Genomic DNA, 18,960 nt, shown 5'->3' on the forward strand with positions numbered 1-18,960 from the left:
TCTTATTGTGATGCTAGGCACGCTAATGCTATTGAATTTATTTTTATTTCAGCTGTGTCAGAACGTGAACCTAAAATTATCGGATTTGTTGCTCCTAAAACTATACCTGCCCACTTAGCTTTATTAAATCTAAGCCATGACTTTCCTAATATATTCCCTGCTTCTATATTTGGAAATACTAATAAATCAACATCACCAGCAATATTACTTTTAATACCTTTATGTTCTGCTGCATGTGCATCAAATGCTACATCAAATGCTATTGGACCTTCCACTATACACTTTGGTATTTCTCCCGATTTTTCCATCTCTACAAGTAGGTTGGCATCCACTGTAGATTGTATCTTAGGGTCTACCATTTCATTTGCAGTAAGTATCGCAGTTTTAGGATTTTCCATGCCTATACTTTTCATAGTAAGAAGTACATTTGTCATTATATCTTTTTTTTGATTTAAGTTTGGCGATACATTTATTCCACTATCAGTACAATAAAGAAGTTTATGATATTGAGGTAATTCATATACTGCAAGCAAACTTAATAATCTTCCTGTTCTAAGACCCGTTTCTTTATTTAATATAGCTCTCATATAGACACTTGTATTTACTAATCCCTTCATAAGAACTTTAGCTTCCTTATTTTTAACTATCTCTACAGCTTTTTTAACTGATTCATCGGGATTTTGACAACCTATTATTTCATGACCTTTTAATCCAATTTCTCTTGATATACTTTCTATTTTATCCTTGTCTCCTACAAGAATTGGCTTTATAATGTTTAAATCTGTTGCTGATTTCACAGCCTTTAATACTTCTTTGTCTTCTGCAACAGCAACACTTACAATAACAGGTTCAAGCTTTTTAGCCTCTTCTAATAAATTATTAAAATCTTTTAACATACTCTTTCTCCTAAATATTAATAAGTTTTTGCTATTTCTTCTCCATTAAGTACTCTAAGTGCCCCTAGAGCAAGTGCCTCCATTTCCATCTCTCCTGGTACTATCTCTATTGGAGCTAGATATGAAACTTTTTCTGCTACTCCTTTGACTACCATTTCTGAGTGAGATATCCCTCCTGTCAAGATAACTCTATCTACATTCCCTGAAAGTGAAGCTCCATACATAGAAATTTCTTTTGCTACTTGATAAATAAATGCATCCATTATAAGTTTTGCCTTTTCATCACCCTCCTTGATTCTGTTTTCAATTTCTATCATGTCCTTTGTTCCTAAATAATCGTACATTCCCCCAATCGAACTTACTTTTGCGACCATTTCATCATGAGTATATTTTCCGGAGTAACACAATTCTATAAGAGGATATGCAAGTAATCCACCACTCCTTTCTGGAGAAAATGGACCATCAGACCTACCACCACTTCCATCAATCATTTTGCCTTGTTTATGTGCTACAATCGATATTCCTGAACCTAAATGAGCTACAATAAAGTTATAATCCTCGTATTTTCCCCCTAGTTTTTGTGCAATTTTTCTTGAAACAGCTTTATGGTTTAATGCATGTAACCAACTTGCTTTTTCTATGTCTGATATTCCTGTAATCCTCGATACATCATCAAATTCATCTACAGAAACTGGGTCTACTACAAATGATTGTACTCCTATTTCATCAGCTATAGTTTTAGCTAATAATGCACCTAAATTTGATGCATGTTCCCCATTTATTTCATTTCTCATATCCTCAATCATTTCTTCACTCACAGTATAGGTACCACCTTTTATAGCCTTCATAAGTCCACCACGACCAACTACTGCGTCAAAAGAATTTATACTATGATTCTCACTACTTAAAATATCTACTATCAGTTGTTTTCTATAATCATATTCATCAAATACTTTAGAAAAATTTTTTAAATCTTCTCTTGTATGGGTTATATTTTTTTTCAAAATTTCATTTTCATCTTGGAAAACAGAAATTTTTGTGGATGTACCACCAGGATTTATTACTAAAACTTTCAATTTAACACCCCCTAGTTCTACTATACAGAACGCCGTTCTTGTATTCCGACCTAAAGACTTCGTCCTATTGTCCAGAACGACGTTCTATATTTTATTAATTAAATACTAACATATAAAAATAAGTATTTCAATAATTATTTTAAATATTTAAAATATTCATTCGTAGTCGTATCCAGCTTCAAATGCTTCTACATTTTTAGAATTGAATTTACCTTTGCCTTGATTTTCAAAGTATTCACACATACCACTTTCAAATTCTTCTTTTGTAAATAAATCCAAACTCTTTACCATAGCACCTAACATGCAAATGTTAGCAGCTTTTTCATTGCCTAAATTTTGTGCTATTTCAGTAACAGGTACTTTTATAACATTAATGTCTTCTCTGTACTTTCTATCCTTACTTACTAGTGATTCATTGACAAACATATAACCATTTTTTTTCATTAAACTTTCATACTTATCTACTGATACGCTGTTCATTCCCAATAGTATATCTGGATTTTTTACACAAGGATTTGCAATTTTTTCATCACTTACAACAACATTGCAATTTGCACTTCCTCCCCTCATCTCATTTCCATAAGATGGGAACCATGTAATTTTCTTTTCTGCCTTATATGCAACATACATTATAATTTTTCCTGCTGTAAGAACTCCCTGTCCTCCAAAACCAGCACATATAATTTCATTCAACATATTATTTCCTCCCTAATCAATAAATTCTCCAAGTGGATACTTTGGAACAAGTTCATTTTCAATTCTCTTCATAGCATCTACTGGCTTTAATCCCCAGTTTGTTGGACATGGTACAAGCACTTCTATTAAGCAAAAACCTTTCTTTTCTTTTTGTTTTTCTAGAGCTTTTTTGATGTATCTTTTTGTTGTATTTATTTCTTTAGGGTTAGTTATTGTTCCTCTTGCTAGATATGCTATATCTAAATTTCCCATAACTTTTACAACATCAAATGTTGAACCATGATCTGCGTAATTTCTACCCGCTGGAGTAGAAGCTGTATATTGACCTTCTATAGTAGTTGGAGCCATTTGCCCTCCTGTCATTGCAAACATATTATTGTTCATAACAAGAAATATTACATTATCATTTCTAGTAGCAGCTGACATAGTTTCTCCAAGCCCTATTGCATAAGCTCCACCATCTCCAGCTATTGTAAATATATATTTATCTGGTCTAACTCTTTTCATAGCTGCCATTGCTGCTCCCATTTTACCATGAGGTGGAACGACAACATCTACATTCATACTAAATTGAAACATATGATTACAACCTATATCTGAACATATAATTGTATCTTGACATATATCCATTTCTGTTAATACTTCTCCAATAATTCTATCGACTATAGAGTGTCCACAGCCTCCACAGAACATATTTTCACACATCATTATTGCTGGTGCTTTTTTAGCCATAATTAAAATACCTCCTCTTGCTTAGCTTTTCCATCTATAATCTGTTGAGCAAAATCTATTAATTGATTTACTTCTGCCATATATTGAGCTGTTGCTACTGAATATACTGGAAATCTATTATCACATGCTATAATTACATCTTCCTTCATCTGTGCCATCATGTTCATTTCAACTGTTACAAGTCCCTTCAATGAATCACTTAATTTCTTAAATGCTTTTCTTGGGTAAGGCCACAATGTTTTTGGTCTTATTAGACCTAATTTCATTCCTTTTGCTCTAGCATCTCTAACTGCACCTTCTGCTATTCTTGATGAAATACCGTATGCCACAAATACCACTTCAGCATCTTCTATTTCTATCTCTTCCCATCTTTGTTCATCTTCTTGAACTTTTCTCATTTTTTCTATATACCCTTTTTGCCATGTATCTTGGTCTTCAAAATATGTTATATCAGTTATTACTTTATTTTTTTCTCCTACAGGTGTTCCTTTTGCAGCCCATGGAGCTTTATCCATATCGTATTCTTTCATTGGTGGTGCTATACAAGGTTCTACCATTTGACCTATTGTAGCATCAGAAAGTATAAGTACTGGATGCATATATTTTTCAGCCAATTCAAAAGATTCATATGCCATATCCATATTTTCTTGAACACTATTAGGTGCTAACACGATTAAATGATAATCTCCATTTCCACCGCCTTTTACTGCTTGCCAATAATTATCTTGACCAGCTCCTATAAATCCATCACCTATACCATATCTTTGCACACATGCTACAACTGCTGGCAAACCAGCTGATACCCAATATGCAATACCTTCTTGTTTTAATGAAAATCCTGGACCAGATGAAGAAGTCATAGCTCTTGCTCCAAGTGCACTTGCTCCCATAACCATATTTACACTGGCTATTTCTGATTCACCTTGGATAAATACTCCTCCAACTTCTTTTTGTCTCCATGCCATCATTTCTAATATTTCTGATTGTGGTGTTATTGGATAACCTGCATAAAATCTGCAGCCACCACGTATAGCACCTTCTGCTAAAGCTTCATTTCCTTTAATTAATAAACTTTGCATACCTTTTCTCCCCTCTAATAAAAATAATTTATAATATCTCAAATACTAAATCAGGGCACATTGTATAACAAGCGCCACATTGAATACATTTTTCTTCATCGACTTTAATAGTTACAAAGCCTTTTTTATTTGTGTAGTCAGAAAGACTTATTGCATCTTTTTTACAAGCTTCAATACAAAGATAGCATCCCTTACATCTTTCAACACTCAACTTGACTTTTTCCATTTCTCAAATCTCCCCTTTATGTAATATTTTTACTTAATTTTAAATATATAATATTTATATTTTGTATAAATACTATATATGCATCAATTTTGTTCTATAGTATAGAACCTTGTTCTATTTTTATTGCTTAATTAAAAGATAACACATTCGCTTATATATTTCAATAACATTTTAAATTTTAAGAATATTTAATTTTAGATTAAAGAAAAATAGGCTACATTTAAATTGATATTTACAAATAACAATTTAAATATAGCCTATTTTTATTATCAAGATTAAAAATCATCTAAAAAGTTCAGATATACTTTTTGCAGTTTCTATAACTCTTTTAATCTTATACTCAAAGTCCCCTTCTCTCATTCTTATAGTTGGACCTGACAAACTTATGGCTGCAATAGCTTTATTATTTTTATCTAAGATAGGTGCTCCAATACAAGTTAGTCCATGTTCTAGTTCTTCATCATCTATAGCATATCCTTGTTCTTTTATTTTTGCTAAAAAAAGCATCATATCATCCCAATTATCAATTGTATGTTCTGTATACTTGTGTATTGGTGTTTTTCTATATTTTTCAAAATCTATAGAATCATTAAATGCCATAAGACATTTACCAACTGCTGAACAATAACATTCACTACTTGAACCAACGGATGGATTTACTGAAAGTAATTGATTTGAACCATACTCTTTATGTATTATGATACTTCTTGGAGAATCTTGAGCTCTTTCTTCTAATATAGATACATTAACTACTTCGTTAAATTCTTGATTTAATTTTTTCGTATATGGTTTTACTATTTCAGTCAATGACATTTTTTCTCCCACAACCATACCTATTGCATATAAATTTATTCCTAGCCAATACTTACCATTCTCTGCATTTTGTATAACAAAACCTTTGTTTTCAAGAGTAACCAAAGTTCTATGTACAGTACTTTTATATACTCCCATAGCCTTGCTTATTTCAGTTATTCCCATTTCTCTCTTTTCATGATATAACAGCAAAATTATGTCTAGGGCTCTATCTAATGCATTTATTATTTCTCCCATATACAAAAACTCCTCCTGCAAATATTAAGTGCTACTCCCACACTCTACTAAATATTATATATTAAAATTACAAAATTATCTATTTATCTTAATTATATTTTATAAAACAAAAATATTATACTTAATTTGTAAAATAAAAACAAAATACTCACTATGTCCTTATTATTCTTACTTTTAATAGAATTATTCTGTTATATTTTTATCCTGACTAGATAATAATATATATATCTATTATACAATAGATATATTTTTATACAAGACTAACAATGAGGTGAAATAATGGATAATTTTAAAAAGATATTGTTAAATGAACTACCTAATTTTAAAGAATATTCTTCAAAATTTTTAAATGGAGAAATAAATAAAATGCAATATAAGGGATTTTCTGGTGGATATGGTGTTTATGCTCAAAGAGACAAAAAATCTTTTATGATAAGACTTAGAGTATCTGCTGGAGTTTTATCTCAGTATCAACTTAATAAAATCTATGAAATAGCTATTAAACACAACTTAGATAAGATACACTTAACAACTAGACAAGCTATACAATTACACGATTTATCTATAAATTCAATTGTTGATATCATGGAAGAAGGAATAAAAAATGATATATTCACTAGAGGTGGTGGTGGTAATTATCCTAGAAATGTCGGATTATCTCCATTATCTGGAGTTGACCCTAGTGAAGTCTTTGATGTTACTCCATATGCAGTTGCTACTGATAAATATTTTATCAAAAATGCTACTACATACCATTTACCTAGAAAATTAAAAGTTTCTTATTCTAATTGTTACACAGATACTGCTCATTGTAGTATACAAGACTTAGGATTTGTTGCTACTTTGAAAAATGATGAACCATATTTCAGAGTTTTCTTAGGTGGAGGTCTAGGTAAACAGCCCAAAGTTGCTTTAGAACTTGATGAACTTATAAAGCCGAAAGACGCCTTATATTGTGTTGAAGGTATGATTAAATTCTTTATGGATTATGGAAATTATGAAAATAAAAATAGAGCTAGGGTTAGATATATGGTCGAATCACTTGGTGAAGAACTATTCTTAGAAAAATTTAAAGAATACTATAAATTAGAAAAAGAAAATGGTAGTCTTGAACTCAATATTGAAGAAATAGATTACTCTAAACCTGGAGTTAAAATAGATATACAAGATTCTAGACTAATACCTCAAAAACAGGATGGTTTATACACTGTATATATACATCCAGTTGGAGGTATTTTGTTAACAAAGGATTTAAGTACTTTACTTAAAGAATTAGATAATGTTGAAAATCCTATGATTAGACTAGGAATGACAGAGGGATTATATATTTTAAATTTAAATGGAAATGAAGCAAAAAGAATATTAGAAATAAGTAAAACTATTAGTTGTAATTCTCAATTAGAACAAAGTATATCTTGCATAGGTGTTCCAATTTGTCAAATGGGCATACAAAATAGTCAGAAAATGTTACATGAAATCATAGATTATTTTAGATTACAAAATAATGAAGAAATTTTAAATAAAGCACCTAAGTTATATATATCAGGATGTTTAAATTCATGTGGTGTTCATCAAGTTGGTAGCATAGGTTTATGTGGTAAAAAGAAGAATGTTGATGGTATATCTACAGATGCATTTGAATTATTTGTTGGAGGCAGTTTTGAAATAGGTAAGACTAGATTGGGAAAATCACTTGGAGATTTTAAAGCTAGTGATATTCCTGAAATGCTTTATAAAATATCGGACGCATCATCAGGCAATTTTTATGAATGGGTAAATTCAAATGATAATATTTTAAACAAAATAACTGATAAGTATAAAATATAATTTATTATATTTACTTACAAAAAACATGGGTGTCTCAAAATGAACTTTTTAGTTTATGAGACACTCTTTTTCTATGAAATCAAATATATTTTCATCATCTCAACAATGAAAAATAAGACTATCTCTATTTTGAGACAGCCTTATTTCTTATAAATAGTTTAAATTTTATTTATAAACAATTTTAGATAAATCACAAATTTCTAGCATAGTATCATATACTTGTTTAAGTAAAGCAAGTCTATTGTTCTTAATAGCTTCATCATTATCCATAACCATAACTGTATCAAATAAATTATCAACTACTGGTCTTAAAGATGCAAATTCATCTAAAGCAATACCATATTTCTTATCCTTTAATAATTCATTAACTTTTACCTTTACTTGTTTAAATTCATTGTAAAGTTTAATTTCAGCATCTTCTTTTAATAAAGATTCATCAATTTTATCACTTTCTGCTTTTTGAGCTAGAGTAGAAACTCTATTAAATGCAGTAAGCATCTCCACTAATTCATCTTTTTCTAGCCAATTATTAAGCTCTAAAGCTCTCATATGCATATCAGAAACATCATTTATATCAGAACTTAAAACAGCATCAACAACATCATATCTTATTCCTAAATCTTTAAATAGATTTTTTACTCTCTCATTGAAGAAACTCATTATTTGCTCAACAACTTCTTCTTTATTAAAATCTAATTCAGAATAATTATCTAAAGCATGTTCAATAAGTACTTTTATATCCACAGCAACTTTTCTGTCCATAAGTATACTAAGTATACCTAAAGCTTGTCTTCTTAAAGCATATGGGTCTTGAGAACCTGTTGGTTGTATTCCTATAGCAAAGAAACCTGCTATTGAATCCAACTTATCAGCTATTGATAAGGCAACCCCTGCATTAGTCTTAGGAAGTATATCTCCTGCAAATCTTGGAAGATAATGTTCAAAAATAGCTTCACTTACAACATCATTCTCTCCTCCAACTTTTGCGTATTCTTTTCCCATAAAACCTTGTAATTCATCAAATTCTCCTACCATTCCAGTAACTAAATCTGCCTTAGATAATTTAGCAGCCCTTATAGTATCTGCCTTTTCATCTACTAAACCTAAACTATCAAGTATATCAGCACTTAATTTTTCAAGTCTTAAAGTTTTGTCGTAAATAGTTCCTAGTTTTACTTGGAATACAACAGTTTTTAATTTTTCTATGTAGCTTTCTAAGTTTCTCTTAGTATCTTCTCTATAGAAAAATAAAGCATCTGCAAGTCTTGCTTCTAAAACTTTTTCATTTCCAGCTTTAACATTGTCTATTCTGTAAGAATCACCATTTCTAACAGCTATAAAGTTAGGTAACAGTTTTCCTTCTTTAAGTACTGGAAAATATCTTTGATGTTGTTTCATAGGAGTTATAACAACTTCTTTTGGTAGTTTTATATAATCCACATCAAATTCTCCATAAAAAGCAGTTGGATATTCAACTAAATAAGTTACCTCTTCAAGTAAATCTTCATCAAATTCAACTTCTCCACCTAAAGAATTTGCTACTTCTATACATTGTTTTCTTATCATTTCTTTTCTCTTGTTTTGGTCTAAAACTATATAATTTTTTTCTAATTTTTCAAAATAATCTTCTATAGAATCAACTTCTATTGTACTTTCACCTAAAAATCTATGACCTTTTGTTACATTAGAAGATATTATTCCTTCTAAATCAAACTCTAATACTTTATCATTTAACAATGTAACTATCCATCTTATAGGTCTTGCAAATTTAAGATTTTTTCCTCCCCAACGCATAGCTTTTGGGAATACTACAGATTTTATAGTCTCTGGTAATATGTCTTTTAGTACTTCTGAAGTTTCTTTTCCATCTTGCTTTATAGTCGCAAATATATATTCTTCTTTTCCAACTTGTTTAAAATATATGTCAGATTCGCTTAATCCTTTGCTTTTTATAAATCCTAATGCTGGTTTTGTTAAATTATTTTCTGCATCAACAGCAATTTTCTTAGCAGGACCCTTTATTTCCTCTTCTAAATCATTTTGTCTATCACTCAATCCTTCGACTACTAAAGTAAGTCTTCTTGGTGTCCCATACGCATTTATTTTATCAAAAGCTATTCTATTTTCATCAAATAATTTACTAAGATTGTTTTTTAATTGTTCTAGTGTACTGCCTACAAATCTTGATGGCATTTCTTCAACACCGATTTCAAATAAAAGATAATTTTTCATTATTTGTCACCGTCCTTTAAAAGAGGGAATCCCATTTCTTCTCTTTGTTTTACAAAAGTTTCTGCAACAGTCTTTGCCATATTTCTAACTCTACCTATAAATGAAGCTCTTTGACTAACTCCTATTGCACCTCTTGCATCCAATGTATTAAATGCATGAGAGCATTTTAACACATAGTCATATGAAGGTATTACAAGTCCATTTTCCATAAGTCTTAATGCTTCTTTTTCATATATATCAAACAGATTAAACAACATATCTGCATCACATAATTCAAATGCGTACATTGAGTTTTCATACTCAGCTTTATTAAATACTTCACCATAAGTTATTTTATCATTCCATTTTAAATCATAAACACTATCAACTTCTTGAATGTACATAGCTAATCTTTCTAATCCATATGTAATTTCTCCTGTCTCAAGCTCACATTCAATATTACCTACTTGTTGAAAATACGTAAATTGAGTTATTTCCATACCATCTAGCCAAACTTCCCATCCAAGTCCCCAAGCACCAACTGTAGCAGCTTCCCAGTTATCTTCAACAAATCTTATGTCATGCTCACTTGGGTCAATTCCAATCTCTTTTAAACTTTCCAAATATAATTCTTGTATATTATCTGGAGAAGGTTTTAGTATAACTTGGAATTGATGATGTTGGTATAGTCTGTTTGGGTTTTCACCATATCTTCCATCTGCTGGTCTTCTTGAAGGCTCTACATAACATACTTGCCAAGGCTCAGGTCCTAATGATCTTAAAAAAGTATTAGGATTCATAGTTCCTGCACCTTTTTCAATATCATAAGGTTGCATCATGATACAACCTTGCTTTGACCAGTATTTTTGCAACGCCAGTATCATCTCTTGAAAATTCATAAAAATCCCTCCTATAACAATAAAGCCTCTCGTCTACACGAAAGGCTATTTTAATAGTTCTTCTACAACTTTTAGAATATCAAATTCTATAAAATTTGTCAATGTTAGTGATAATTCTTATAATTATCTTCTCTTCATTTTTTAAAAGTCACTTTATATCTATTTATTTTCGTCTTCGTCTTCTTTATTCTTTTCAGATTCTTCTTTCATAAGGTCAGCAGTTACATCTTTGTCATCTTCTTTTTTGTCAACTACTACATCCTTCACATCTTTTGCTGCATTAGTTATCATATTCTTCAAAACGTGAAGTTTTTCTTCATTCAATTCACCTAAATCTACAATTTCTCCATCTTCTTCATTTTGAACTTTTATACGATATTTACTTATAACAGCAGCTGATAATCCAACTAAAGTAGCTAATGGTACAAAAGCTAATCCAACAACTCCAACTGTTAAAGGAATGTTCATCATAGTTTTTCCATCTTTTTCAACTATTATTCTCACTACACTACTTTTTCTAAGAAGCTCTTTTAATTGAAACTTTATATTTTCTCCATCTTTGCCAAATACTTCTTCCATAGTTTCTTTAGCAGATTTTGCTTTACAATTACAAGTATTTTTTTTATTTTCTAAATATATTACTGCCTCAATTACATCTCCATTGCACATTACTAATGCTTCTTTTGCTTCTGCATAAGTTGCTCCTGGAACTCTTTCAAAGACTGAATCAACCATTTCAATAGTTATATTACTACTCATCATTATCCACTCCCTTATTATTTTTTACACTTTGCAATACGTGTAATGATTTAAAATTAATATTATCAACATAAACTTTCAAATACTTGTCTAGAATATTCTCAAGTTCATGTGTTATATATTTTGATACTTTAGCTTTACTACATGTTAAAATATCATTTCTTAATACATATTCCATAAGACTTATAGTTGTTAAGTCTAATTTTATATTATTATCAAAAAGTTTACTACACTTACTACATAGTATACCACCTTCGTAGATATTAAACACAGAATTTTGTAAAATTTTACATTCACAATTAATGCATTTATTTACTATAGGTTTAAATCCTATATAGTCTAAAAATTTTAACTCGAATGCTGCTGTTATAAACCTATTGTCTGTATTATCCTGTGTATACAAATACAGAGTCTGCGCAAGTAATATAAATAGCCTATTATTAGTCTGATTTTCAAGTATAGAATTTTCAACTAATTTTGTAATATATGTAGCATAAGAAAATGCCTCTATATCATAGGATATATTATAAAAACTTTTTATTATTTCACTTTGAGTAACCTTGTACATATTACCTTGTTTTTTTAAGGTAAAATTGCTATAAGAAAATAACTGTGATGATGAAAGCAAAGAGCTCTTATTTTTTTTAGCTCCTTTTGCTATTGCAGATACTTTTCCAAGCTTTCTTGTAAATAGTGTAAGTATTATGTCACTTTCCTTATACCTTATAGCTTTAAGTACTATCCCCTGGGTGTTCAGGATTATCATCGTCTTCTTTTTTCTCCCTTACTTCTTCAATTTCTTCATGTATGTTTTTGCAATCACAGAAATATAAATATGCATCTATACTACCTGTTTTTTTAAAAACTTCCCAACTGATATTGTTCATTTTTAAAAAACCCCCTTCTTACATTTATACTTATATTTTTAGTAAGAAGAGGATAAATCATACATAAAGTTATTAAACAATTTTTGACAATAATGCCGTTGTTATTATAAAGTAAACTGCTATACCAGTTATATCAAGAGCTGTAGATATAATTGGTGATGAAACTGTAGATGGGTCTGCATCCATTTTTTTTAATAAAACAGGCATAAACGCACCTATTGTTGCACCTAAAACCATATTTATAAATAATGATATTGAAACAATTAATACAATGTCTAACTTTCTCATAACAAAGTAAATTACAATACCTGTTATTATACTACACAAAAGACCTGTAATAATACCTACAATACCTTCTCTAACCACATTGCTAAAATTTAAATCCTTATTAGATAATGTTATTACTGTAACAGATGATGATTGAGTTCCAATATTTCCACCCATACCAATTACTACAGGTATAAAAAATACTAATGGAGCATATACAGGATTCATTATATAGTCTAAGTTAGAAAGTATTAACGAAGCCAACAACCCTCCAACTAAGGTAATAATTAACCAAGGTAATCGTCCTCTAAGTGCTGATATTATTTGCTCTCTCAATGTAGGGTTTTCTTTTTCAGCAACTTCTCTTTCATGTTCTGAACTTCCTGCAAATTTATACATATCTTCAGTTGCTTCTTCTTCCATTACATCAATTATATCATCTACTGTTATTATTCCTTTTAATTTTTCTTGTCTGTCTACTACTGGAATTGCTATTAAATTGTATTTAGATACTAATCTTACTGCTTCTTCTCTATCTTCATCTACATAAACAGAGATTATATTTTCACTCATCAAATCTTCTACTATATTTGCGTCTCTAGCTATTATTAATTCTCTTAATGACAATACTCCAACTAGTTTTTCTTCATCATCAACCACATATATATAATAAATAGTTTCAGCTTCTTCAGCTTCTTCTCTCATATGGTCTATAGCCTCAAGAGCTGTCATATCTTTATTTATAGAAATATATCCAGTGGTCATTGTTCCACCAGCAGAATCTTCATCATAGAATAGTAACTCTTTTACATAATCGGCATTCTCTTGATTCAAAAGATTTATTATGTGTTCTCTTTCTTCTTCTTCAAGTTCACTCAACTTGTCTGCCATATCTCCAAGAGACATAAGTTCAAGTATATTTTTCGAGTGTTCTACATCCAGTTTAGATAAAATACTAATAAAAAACTCTACACTACCTTCTTCTAATATAGAAGATGCCATATCTAAAGGAAGTACTTCAAATAATTGAATTTTCATGTCTTCCTCTAAATTTTCCATTATATCGAATATATCAATTATATGATATTCCTCTATTAATTCTCTTAACTCCAATACTTTATTATTATCAATTAATGATTTTACTTCATATAATAAATCTTGGGAAGCATCCAGTTTCCTATCCATATAACCCACCTTTATTTATCATTATATCCAAAATTATTTATATAATTTTGTAAATTTCTCCAATTTTCTTTGACTTTAACCCATAATTGAAGATTTATTTGTGAACCTAAAAGCAATTCTATATCTTGTCTTGCTGACTTACCTATTCCTTTTAGTTTCCTACCATTTTTTCCTATTATTATTCCCTTATGTGAATCTCTTTCACAGTATATTACAGCAGATACATCTACTATTTCCTTATCATTTCTCGCTTTCATTTTTTCAATTTCAACAGCTACACCATGAGGTATTTCATCATTAAGATAGTGAAGAACTTTTTCTCTTATAAGTTCTGCTATTAATACTCTTTCTGGCTGATCTGTAATCATATAATCTGGAAAATACTTTGGCCCTTCTTCTAAATAATTTTGTATAACTTTTATTAAGGTATCCGTATTCTTTCCTTTTAATGCTGATATTGGTACTATTTCTTTAAAAATACCTTCTCTATCATACATTTTGATTATATCAAATAGCTCATCTTTTTGGTCTAGTTGATCTATTTTGTTTACAACTAAAATTATTGGTGTCTTAACACTTCTTAAATCCTCTATTATCTTTCTATCTCCAGGACCTATTTTTTTAGAATCATCAACTACAAATAATATTAAATCTACATTTTTAAAAGCTTCTGTTGCTGCCTTTACCATAAATTCACCTAATTTATTTTTTGGTTTGTGAATACCTGGTGTATCTAAGAATACTATCTGCATTTCTTCATCTGTATATACTGCTTGTATTGTATTTCTTGTAGTTTGAGGCTTATCACTCATTATAGCTATTTTTTCTCCAACTACATTATTCATTAAAGTAGATTTTCCTACATTTGGTCTACCCACTATACTGACAAAACCTGATTTGAACATTAACTGTCTCCTAACTTTTTATCTTCTTGTTTTAATTACTTAAATTTATTTATACTTTTAAATTTATTTATACTTTTAAATTTATTTATACTTTTAAATTTATTTTAAATCATTTCCAGAGAAATAGTTTGGCAACAAATCCTTTATACTATGCTCAAACACCTCTCCTTTAGTATATCCCGTTATTATTTTTATATCAGAACCAAACTCTATAATTACCTGCCTGCATATTCCACATGGATATGTTTGCTCATTATTTTCTGAGTTATCACTTGCTATAGCTATTTTATAGATATCCTTATCACCCTCTGATATTGCTTTAAAAATAGCTGTTCTTTCTGCACAATTTGTTCCACCTAATGATGCACATTCTATATTACATCCAGTATAAACTTTACCACTCTTAGTTAAAAGAGCTGCACCTACTCTAAAACCTGAGTAAGGAGCATAAGAATGTTGTCTGGCATCTTCTGCCAACCTTAACAATTCTATGTTATCCACAACAACTCCTCCTGTATACAATAATTAAAAGTTATTTTTATTTAATACTCTACATTATATCATAAAAATTTAATTAGCACAGATTTGTTTTATTTTAAATATTTTATGTACATTTATTTTAATTATAGAACATTCCAAGCTGAAATACTAATATAGCTATCAACACACCTAACAAAGCTCCAGCAATAGTCTCCCAAAAGGTATGTATTTTTCCTTCAATTCTACTTTGGGCAACTAATACAGCCATTATATATGCAAGAGTAGAGGCAACAACTCTTTCAGTCATAAGTGTAATTGCAGTTGCTATAGCAAATGCTAAGGCAGCATGACCACTTGGCATTCCTCCTTTTAGAGGAGTACCTGTAGAAGTCAATGCTTTTACAACTACAACAGCTATAAGAACCAATAATATACATATCAAGGTTATATGTAATTCTGATTCTCTTATTTTATAAATTAATATTCCAGATATATCTGTCAATTTATCATAAAACAAAATATATCCAACTACTACTGAATTTAGTGCTGCAACTAGAACGCCTCCAGCTGCAACATCTTTTGCTATCTTAGCAAGAACATGATATTCATCAGTTACTAAATCAACAGCTTTTTCTATAGCTGTATTAAACATTTCAGCAACTACAACTAAGCATATGGACATAAGTAACATTATCATTTCTAATTTTGAAAAGTTAAAAAACAAACTTATTATAAGAACAGCAACTGAACCTAAATAATGTATTTTCATATTTCTTTCAAATTTAAATGTATACAATATCCCTTCTATAGCTGCATTAAATGCTTTAATTATACCTTGACGAGTTTTTTCTGGTTTCATAAAAACTACTCCCTTGTTATGTTTAACTTATTTAATATGTGTTCTTCTTTTTCTCTCATTTCTTTTGTATTTTCATCTGTATCGTGGTCATAACCTAAAAGATGAAACATACTATGACATATTAAAAAACATACTTCTCTTTCAAAACTATGGTTATACTCTATACTCTGTTCTAAGGCTCTTTCAAGAGATACTACTATGTCACCTAGGGATTCTTCTTCTAACTCAACATCCTCAAAATCATCACTTAAAAGAGGAAATGATAAAACATCAGTCACTCTATCAACTCCTCTATATTCTCTATTTAATTCATGAATCTCTTTATTATCTACAAAAGAAAGACTCACTTCATAATTATCATCATATCCTTCATAATCTAAACATTCTATGATTATATCCTTTATCTTTTCAATTAACTCCTCACTTACTTCTAATTTATCTTGTCTATCATCTAGTATCAAATCCATTCACTACACCTACTTTTTATTCATTAATAATGCTATATATCTATATTACTACACTTTTACTTTCTTTTGAAAGTCTTTTCCTGCATTTTCGCTTTTTTACGTTCTTCTTTTTTAAATTCTTCTCTTTTGTCGTGCTTCTCATAAGCTCTTATTATTCTCTGTACCAACTCATGTCTTACAACATCTCTATCTGTTAGCATTATAGACCCAATACCTGGAACACCTTTAAGAATCTCTGTAGCTTGTATTAGACCACTCTTCTTATTTTGTGGTAAATCTGTTTGAGTTACATCTCCTGTAACTACAGCTTTAGAGCCAAATCCAAGTCTAGTTAAAAACATTTTCATTTGTTCAGAAGTAGTATTTTGAGCTTCATCCAATATTATAAATGAATTATCAAGTGTTCTACCTCTCATAAATGCAAGTGGTGCAACCTCAATAGTACCTCTTTCTAAATACTTATTAAATTTATCAGCACCCAACATTTCAAATAAGGCATCATATAGTGGTCTTAAATATGGGTCAACTTTGTCCTTTAAATCTCCTGGTAAAAAACCTAGACTCTCTCCTGCTTCCACAGCTGGTCTTGTAAGTATAATTCTACTAACTTCATCTCTTTTAAAAGCTTTTACTGCCATAGCAACCGCAAGATAAGTCTTTCCTGTTCCAGCAGGTCCAACACCAAAAGTTATATCATTATTTTCTATAAGTTTTATATATTCTTTTTGACCTAAAGTTTTAGGTTGAACAGCTTTTCCCCTTTGAGTTATGACGATTGTCCCCTCAAGTTCTTTTATTTTTTGTTCACTTCCTTCAAGCAAAAGAGATAATGAATAAGAAATACTCTGCTTATCTAAATGCTTACCATTTGATACAGTTTGGTGTAATTCATTCATAAGTTTTAATGCAGAATCTACATTTTTTTCTTCTCCAATTAAAATTATATTGCCTTCTCTAAGTATTACATCTATATTTAAAGTCTTCTCTATTAATTTTACATTTTCATCAAAGTTGCCAAATAACTCTCTTTCAAAGTTACCATCTGCTATTGTAAATTTCTTTTGTATTATCAATTGAATTAGTCCTCCTAAGATTTTAAGTTTAATTTTATTAGTTGTTATTGCTATTATTATTTTGACTATTATTACTATTTTGATTACTATTATTTTCATCAGAATTGTTTTGGTCTTTATTATCCTTATTATCCTCATCAAACTCATTTCTTATATCATTTAATGGTCTTTTTTCTGGATTGGAAGGAACTTCCTCTTCACCTTCATCTGGTTTACTTTCTTCCTTTATAAACCTTTCTGCTTCTGACTTACTAAGAGGATAAATTTTAGCAATATTTTCACTAGTTTGAACTGTTATTAAATATTCTAACATATTTTTATTAACCTTAAAGTTATGTTTTACATCTATTATTCTAGCCGAAGCTGGGATTATGTATTCTAACTCTTTTAAAGCTTTTTCAGATAATTCTTTTTTTAACTCTTCTTTATTCCTTTTTACTTCAACCTTTTTTGTTTCATAAAAAGTACTCGTTTTTATCTTTATTGGAAAAGTATAGTTTCCTATTGATAGTTTTTTTTCTTTATTTTCAACAACATAATCTTTATATTTTATATTTTTTCTCATTGTAAACTCTTTATCATAAAAACTTAGTGTATATATATTTTTCTTTTCTCCAGTTTTTTTATTTACAGTATCTACATAACTTGCCTTTTTTGTGGACTCATAAAAAGTACTTGCCCATACTTCTGGTATTGACTTGGTATTAGCTCCATTTAATAAGACATCTCCCTTTTGGACTATGTCTCCAGATTTAATAACTGATTTACCACTTCTAGGGATTACCTTTTCTATTATACCATTTTTTAAAGCAATTACATTACAATAATTTGATTGGTCTGTAGATTTTAGGGATTCTGCCTTTTTTGTAACAGTAACAAATATATTTGTTCCTTTTACATTGATAGATAAATATGCCACATCATTAAATTTTGACATCATATGGTCTCTAACTTCTTTTCTATCAATACTCTTCTTATAGACTCCTGGTCTTACTCCAACCTTATAAAGCTCATTTCTAAGAGCTTCTTTTTTTATACCTTCAGGAGATTGTATATATACATCTGTCACAAACTGTGATGTAGACATCAATAAAAATAAAGAAACAAGAGCACAAATCCACATACCTTTGTGCTTATAAACTCTTTTGATAATAAAAGGGACCCCAGTTTTTTGCTTTACCTTTATATCAAACTTACTTCCTCTATAAACATTCTTAAATTCTTTTATATCTTGTCTATCTATATGAAACTCCATTTTAGTATTTTTTATTCTAGTTACATTGTAAACACTTATCCCATTTCTTATAAGATGATTTAAAAATTGTTCGAGTCTTACTCCTTCCACAACTATAACATAGTATCCCCTTATAAAACTTATCAAGTGTA

The 18,960-nt window shown here is 29.6% G+C and carries 20 protein-coding genes; 1 reads left to right on the forward strand and 19 read right to left on the reverse strand.

Annotated features, from left to right (window positions below):
- Positions 1 to 2 precede the first annotated feature (2 nt).
- From CDIF1296T_RS12800 to CDIF1296T_RS12830, 7 genes are all read right to left on the reverse strand, one after another.
- The gene (locus tag CDIF1296T_RS12800; protein WP_009897622.1) at positions 3 to 896 is read right to left on the reverse strand and encodes a bifunctional enoyl-CoA hydratase/phosphate acetyltransferase; all 894 of its coding nucleotides are present in this window, start codon (positions 894 to 896) and stop codon (positions 3 to 5) included.
- Between the two features lie 17 nt (positions 897 to 913).
- Positions 914 to 1,972: a butyrate kinase gene (buk, locus tag CDIF1296T_RS12805; RefSeq protein WP_009890632.1), complete on the reverse strand. Its 1,059-nt coding sequence runs from the start codon at positions 1,970 to 1,972 to the stop codon at positions 914 to 916.
- Positions 1,973 to 2,128: 156 nt separating this feature from the next.
- Positions 2,129 to 2,668: a 2-oxoacid:acceptor oxidoreductase family protein gene (locus CDIF1296T_RS12810; RefSeq protein ID WP_003430880.1), complete on the reverse strand. Its 540-nt coding sequence runs from the start codon at positions 2,666 to 2,668 to the stop codon at positions 2,129 to 2,131.
- Positions 2,669 to 2,680: 12 nt separating this feature from the next.
- Positions 2,681 to 3,400: a thiamine pyrophosphate-dependent enzyme gene (locus CDIF1296T_RS12815; protein WP_004454726.1), complete on the reverse strand. Its 720-nt coding sequence runs from the start codon at positions 3,398 to 3,400 to the stop codon at positions 2,681 to 2,683.
- Between the two features lie 2 nt (positions 3,401 to 3,402).
- Positions 3,403 to 4,479 carry a 3-methyl-2-oxobutanoate dehydrogenase subunit VorB gene (vorB, locus tag CDIF1296T_RS12820; protein WP_009890635.1) on the reverse strand — a complete coding sequence of 359 codons (1,077 nt, stop codon included), beginning with the start codon at positions 4,477 to 4,479 and terminating at the stop codon, positions 3,403 to 3,405.
- A gap of 28 nt (positions 4,480 to 4,507) precedes the next feature.
- A complete protein-coding gene (locus CDIF1296T_RS12825; RefSeq protein ID WP_003416663.1) occupies positions 4,508 to 4,705 on the reverse strand; it encodes a 4Fe-4S binding protein in 198 nt (65 codons plus the stop codon).
- 282 nt (positions 4,706 to 4,987) lie between these two features.
- A complete protein-coding gene (locus tag CDIF1296T_RS12830; protein WP_003416661.1) occupies positions 4,988 to 5,755 on the reverse strand; it encodes an IclR family transcriptional regulator in 768 nt (255 codons plus the stop codon).
- 279 nt (positions 5,756 to 6,034) lie between these two features.
- Here CDIF1296T_RS12830 and CDIF1296T_RS12835 point away from each other — a divergent pair, with 279 nt between their 5' ends.
- Positions 6,035 to 7,582: a nitrite/sulfite reductase gene (locus CDIF1296T_RS12835; protein ID WP_009890637.1), complete on the forward strand. Its 1,548-nt coding sequence runs from the start codon at positions 6,035 to 6,037 to the stop codon at positions 7,580 to 7,582.
- A 165-nt stretch (positions 7,583 to 7,747) separates the two neighbouring features.
- Here the strand turns inward: CDIF1296T_RS12835 and glyS are convergent, their stop codons facing one another.
- From glyS to yqfD, 12 genes are all read right to left on the reverse strand, one after another.
- Positions 7,748 to 9,814, reverse strand: a complete 2,067-nt coding sequence (gene glyS, locus CDIF1296T_RS12840) for a glycine--tRNA ligase subunit beta (RefSeq protein WP_009897625.1) — start codon at positions 9,812 to 9,814, stop codon at positions 7,748 to 7,750.
- Entirely contained in the window at positions 9,814 to 10,692 is an 879-nt protein-coding gene (gene glyQ, locus CDIF1296T_RS12845; protein WP_003416656.1) for a glycine--tRNA ligase subunit alpha, read from the reverse strand. Before glyQ ends, glyS begins: the two co-directional genes overlap by 1 nt.
- A 159-nt stretch (positions 10,693 to 10,851) precedes the next feature.
- Positions 10,852 to 11,451: a DUF4342 domain-containing protein gene (locus CDIF1296T_RS12850; RefSeq protein ID WP_009890640.1), complete on the reverse strand. Its 600-nt coding sequence runs from the start codon at positions 11,449 to 11,451 to the stop codon at positions 10,852 to 10,854.
- Positions 11,444 to 12,217, reverse strand: coding sequence for a DNA repair protein RecO (recO, locus tag CDIF1296T_RS12855; RefSeq protein WP_003430885.1), 774 nt, complete (start codon positions 12,215 to 12,217; stop codon positions 11,444 to 11,446). The genes CDIF1296T_RS12850 and recO overlap by 8 nt, the downstream gene beginning before the upstream one ends.
- Entirely contained in the window at positions 12,183 to 12,338 is a 156-nt protein-coding gene (locus CDIF1296T_RS12860; protein WP_003416649.1) for a YqzL family protein, read from the reverse strand. Before CDIF1296T_RS12860 ends, recO begins: the two co-directional genes overlap by 35 nt.
- Positions 12,339 to 12,410: 72 nt before the next feature.
- Positions 12,411 to 13,790, reverse strand: a complete 1,380-nt coding sequence (gene mgtE / locus CDIF1296T_RS12865) for a magnesium transporter (RefSeq protein WP_003432938.1) — start codon at positions 13,788 to 13,790, stop codon at positions 12,411 to 12,413.
- Between the two features lie 11 nt (positions 13,791 to 13,801).
- Positions 13,802 to 14,695, reverse strand: a complete 894-nt coding sequence (gene era / locus CDIF1296T_RS12870) for a GTPase Era (RefSeq protein WP_003416645.1) — start codon at positions 14,693 to 14,695, stop codon at positions 13,802 to 13,804.
- A 99-nt stretch (positions 14,696 to 14,794) separates the two neighbouring features.
- Positions 14,795 to 15,196: a cytidine deaminase gene (locus CDIF1296T_RS12875; RefSeq protein WP_009890647.1), complete on the reverse strand. Its 402-nt coding sequence runs from the start codon at positions 15,194 to 15,196 to the stop codon at positions 14,795 to 14,797.
- Between the two features lie 118 nt (positions 15,197 to 15,314).
- Positions 15,315 to 16,034, reverse strand: coding sequence for a diacylglycerol kinase (locus CDIF1296T_RS12880; protein ID WP_003416641.1), 720 nt, complete (start codon positions 16,032 to 16,034; stop codon positions 15,315 to 15,317).
- A 5-nt stretch (positions 16,035 to 16,039) separates the two neighbouring features.
- Positions 16,040 to 16,501, reverse strand: a complete 462-nt coding sequence (ybeY, locus tag CDIF1296T_RS12885) for an rRNA maturation RNase YbeY (RefSeq protein ID WP_003430894.1) — start codon at positions 16,499 to 16,501, stop codon at positions 16,040 to 16,042.
- A gap of 56 nt (positions 16,502 to 16,557) precedes the next feature.
- Positions 16,558 to 17,673 carry a PhoH family protein gene (locus tag CDIF1296T_RS12890; protein WP_003430896.1) on the reverse strand — a complete coding sequence of 372 codons (1,116 nt, stop codon included), beginning with the start codon at positions 17,671 to 17,673 and terminating at the stop codon, positions 16,558 to 16,560.
- Positions 17,612 to 18,955 carry a sporulation protein YqfD gene (yqfD, locus tag CDIF1296T_RS12895; protein ID WP_018112853.1) on the reverse strand — a complete coding sequence of 448 codons (1,344 nt, stop codon included), beginning with the start codon at positions 18,953 to 18,955 and terminating at the stop codon, positions 17,612 to 17,614. Before yqfD ends, CDIF1296T_RS12890 begins: the two co-directional genes overlap by 62 nt.
- Between the last annotated feature and the right edge of the window lie 5 nt (positions 18,956 to 18,960).

It is taken from the genome of Clostridioides difficile ATCC 9689 = DSM 1296, from assembly GCF_001077535.1.
In the GTDB taxonomy this organism is placed as follows: domain Bacteria; phylum Bacillota; class Clostridia; order Peptostreptococcales; family Peptostreptococcaceae; genus Clostridioides; species Clostridioides difficile.

Coding starts and splice junctions, on each gene's coding strand:
- era (WP_003416645.1), bottom strand. CDS start 14,695: ATGTTCAAATCAGGTTTTGTCAGTATAGTGGGTAGACCAAATGTAGGA.
- glyQ (WP_003416656.1), bottom strand. CDS start 10,692: ATGAATTTTCAAGAGATGATACTGGCGTTGCAAAAATACTGGTCAAAG.
- CDIF1296T_RS12890 (WP_003430896.1), bottom strand. CDS start 17,673: ATGAAAATAATAGTAATCAAAATAGTAATAATAGTCAAAATAATAATA.
- CDIF1296T_RS12860 (WP_003416649.1), bottom strand. CDS start 12,338: ATGAACAATATCAGTTGGGAAGTTTTTAAAAAAACAGGTAGTATAGAT.
- CDIF1296T_RS12800 (WP_009897622.1), bottom strand. CDS start 896: ATGTTAAAAGATTTTAATAATTTATTAGAAGAGGCTAAAAAGCTTGAA.
- CDIF1296T_RS12850 (WP_009890640.1), bottom strand. CDS start 11,451: ATGAGTAGTAATATAACTATTGAAATGGTTGATTCAGTCTTTGAAAGA.
- CDIF1296T_RS12815 (WP_004454726.1), bottom strand. CDS start 3,400: ATGGCTAAAAAAGCACCAGCAATAATGATGTGTGAAAATATGTTCTGT.
- CDIF1296T_RS12835 (WP_009890637.1), top strand. CDS start 6,035: ATGGATAATTTTAAAAAGATATTGTTAAATGAACTACCTAATTTTAAA.
- CDIF1296T_RS12825 (WP_003416663.1), bottom strand. CDS start 4,705: ATGGAAAAAGTCAAGTTGAGTGTTGAAAGATGTAAGGGATGCTATCTT.
- glyS (WP_009897625.1), bottom strand. CDS start 9,814: ATGAAAAATTATCTTTTATTTGAAATCGGTGTTGAAGAAATGCCATCA.
- CDIF1296T_RS12830 (WP_003416661.1), bottom strand. CDS start 5,755: ATGGGAGAAATAATAAATGCATTAGATAGAGCCCTAGACATAATTTTG.
- CDIF1296T_RS12810 (WP_003430880.1), bottom strand. CDS start 2,668: ATGTTGAATGAAATTATATGTGCTGGTTTTGGAGGACAGGGAGTTCTT.
- mgtE (WP_003432938.1), bottom strand. CDS start 13,790: ATGGATAGGAAACTGGATGCTTCCCAAGATTTATTATATGAAGTAAAA.
- recO (WP_003430885.1), bottom strand. CDS start 12,217: ATGATAATCCTGAACACCCAGGGGATAGTACTTAAAGCTATAAGGTAT.
- CDIF1296T_RS12880 (WP_003416641.1), bottom strand. CDS start 16,034: ATGAAACCAGAAAAAACTCGTCAAGGTATAATTAAAGCATTTAATGCA.
- vorB (WP_009890635.1), bottom strand. CDS start 4,479: ATGCAAAGTTTATTAATTAAAGGAAATGAAGCTTTAGCAGAAGGTGCT.
- ybeY (WP_003430894.1), bottom strand. CDS start 16,501: ATGGATTTGATACTAGATGATAGACAAGATAAATTAGAAGTAAGTGAG.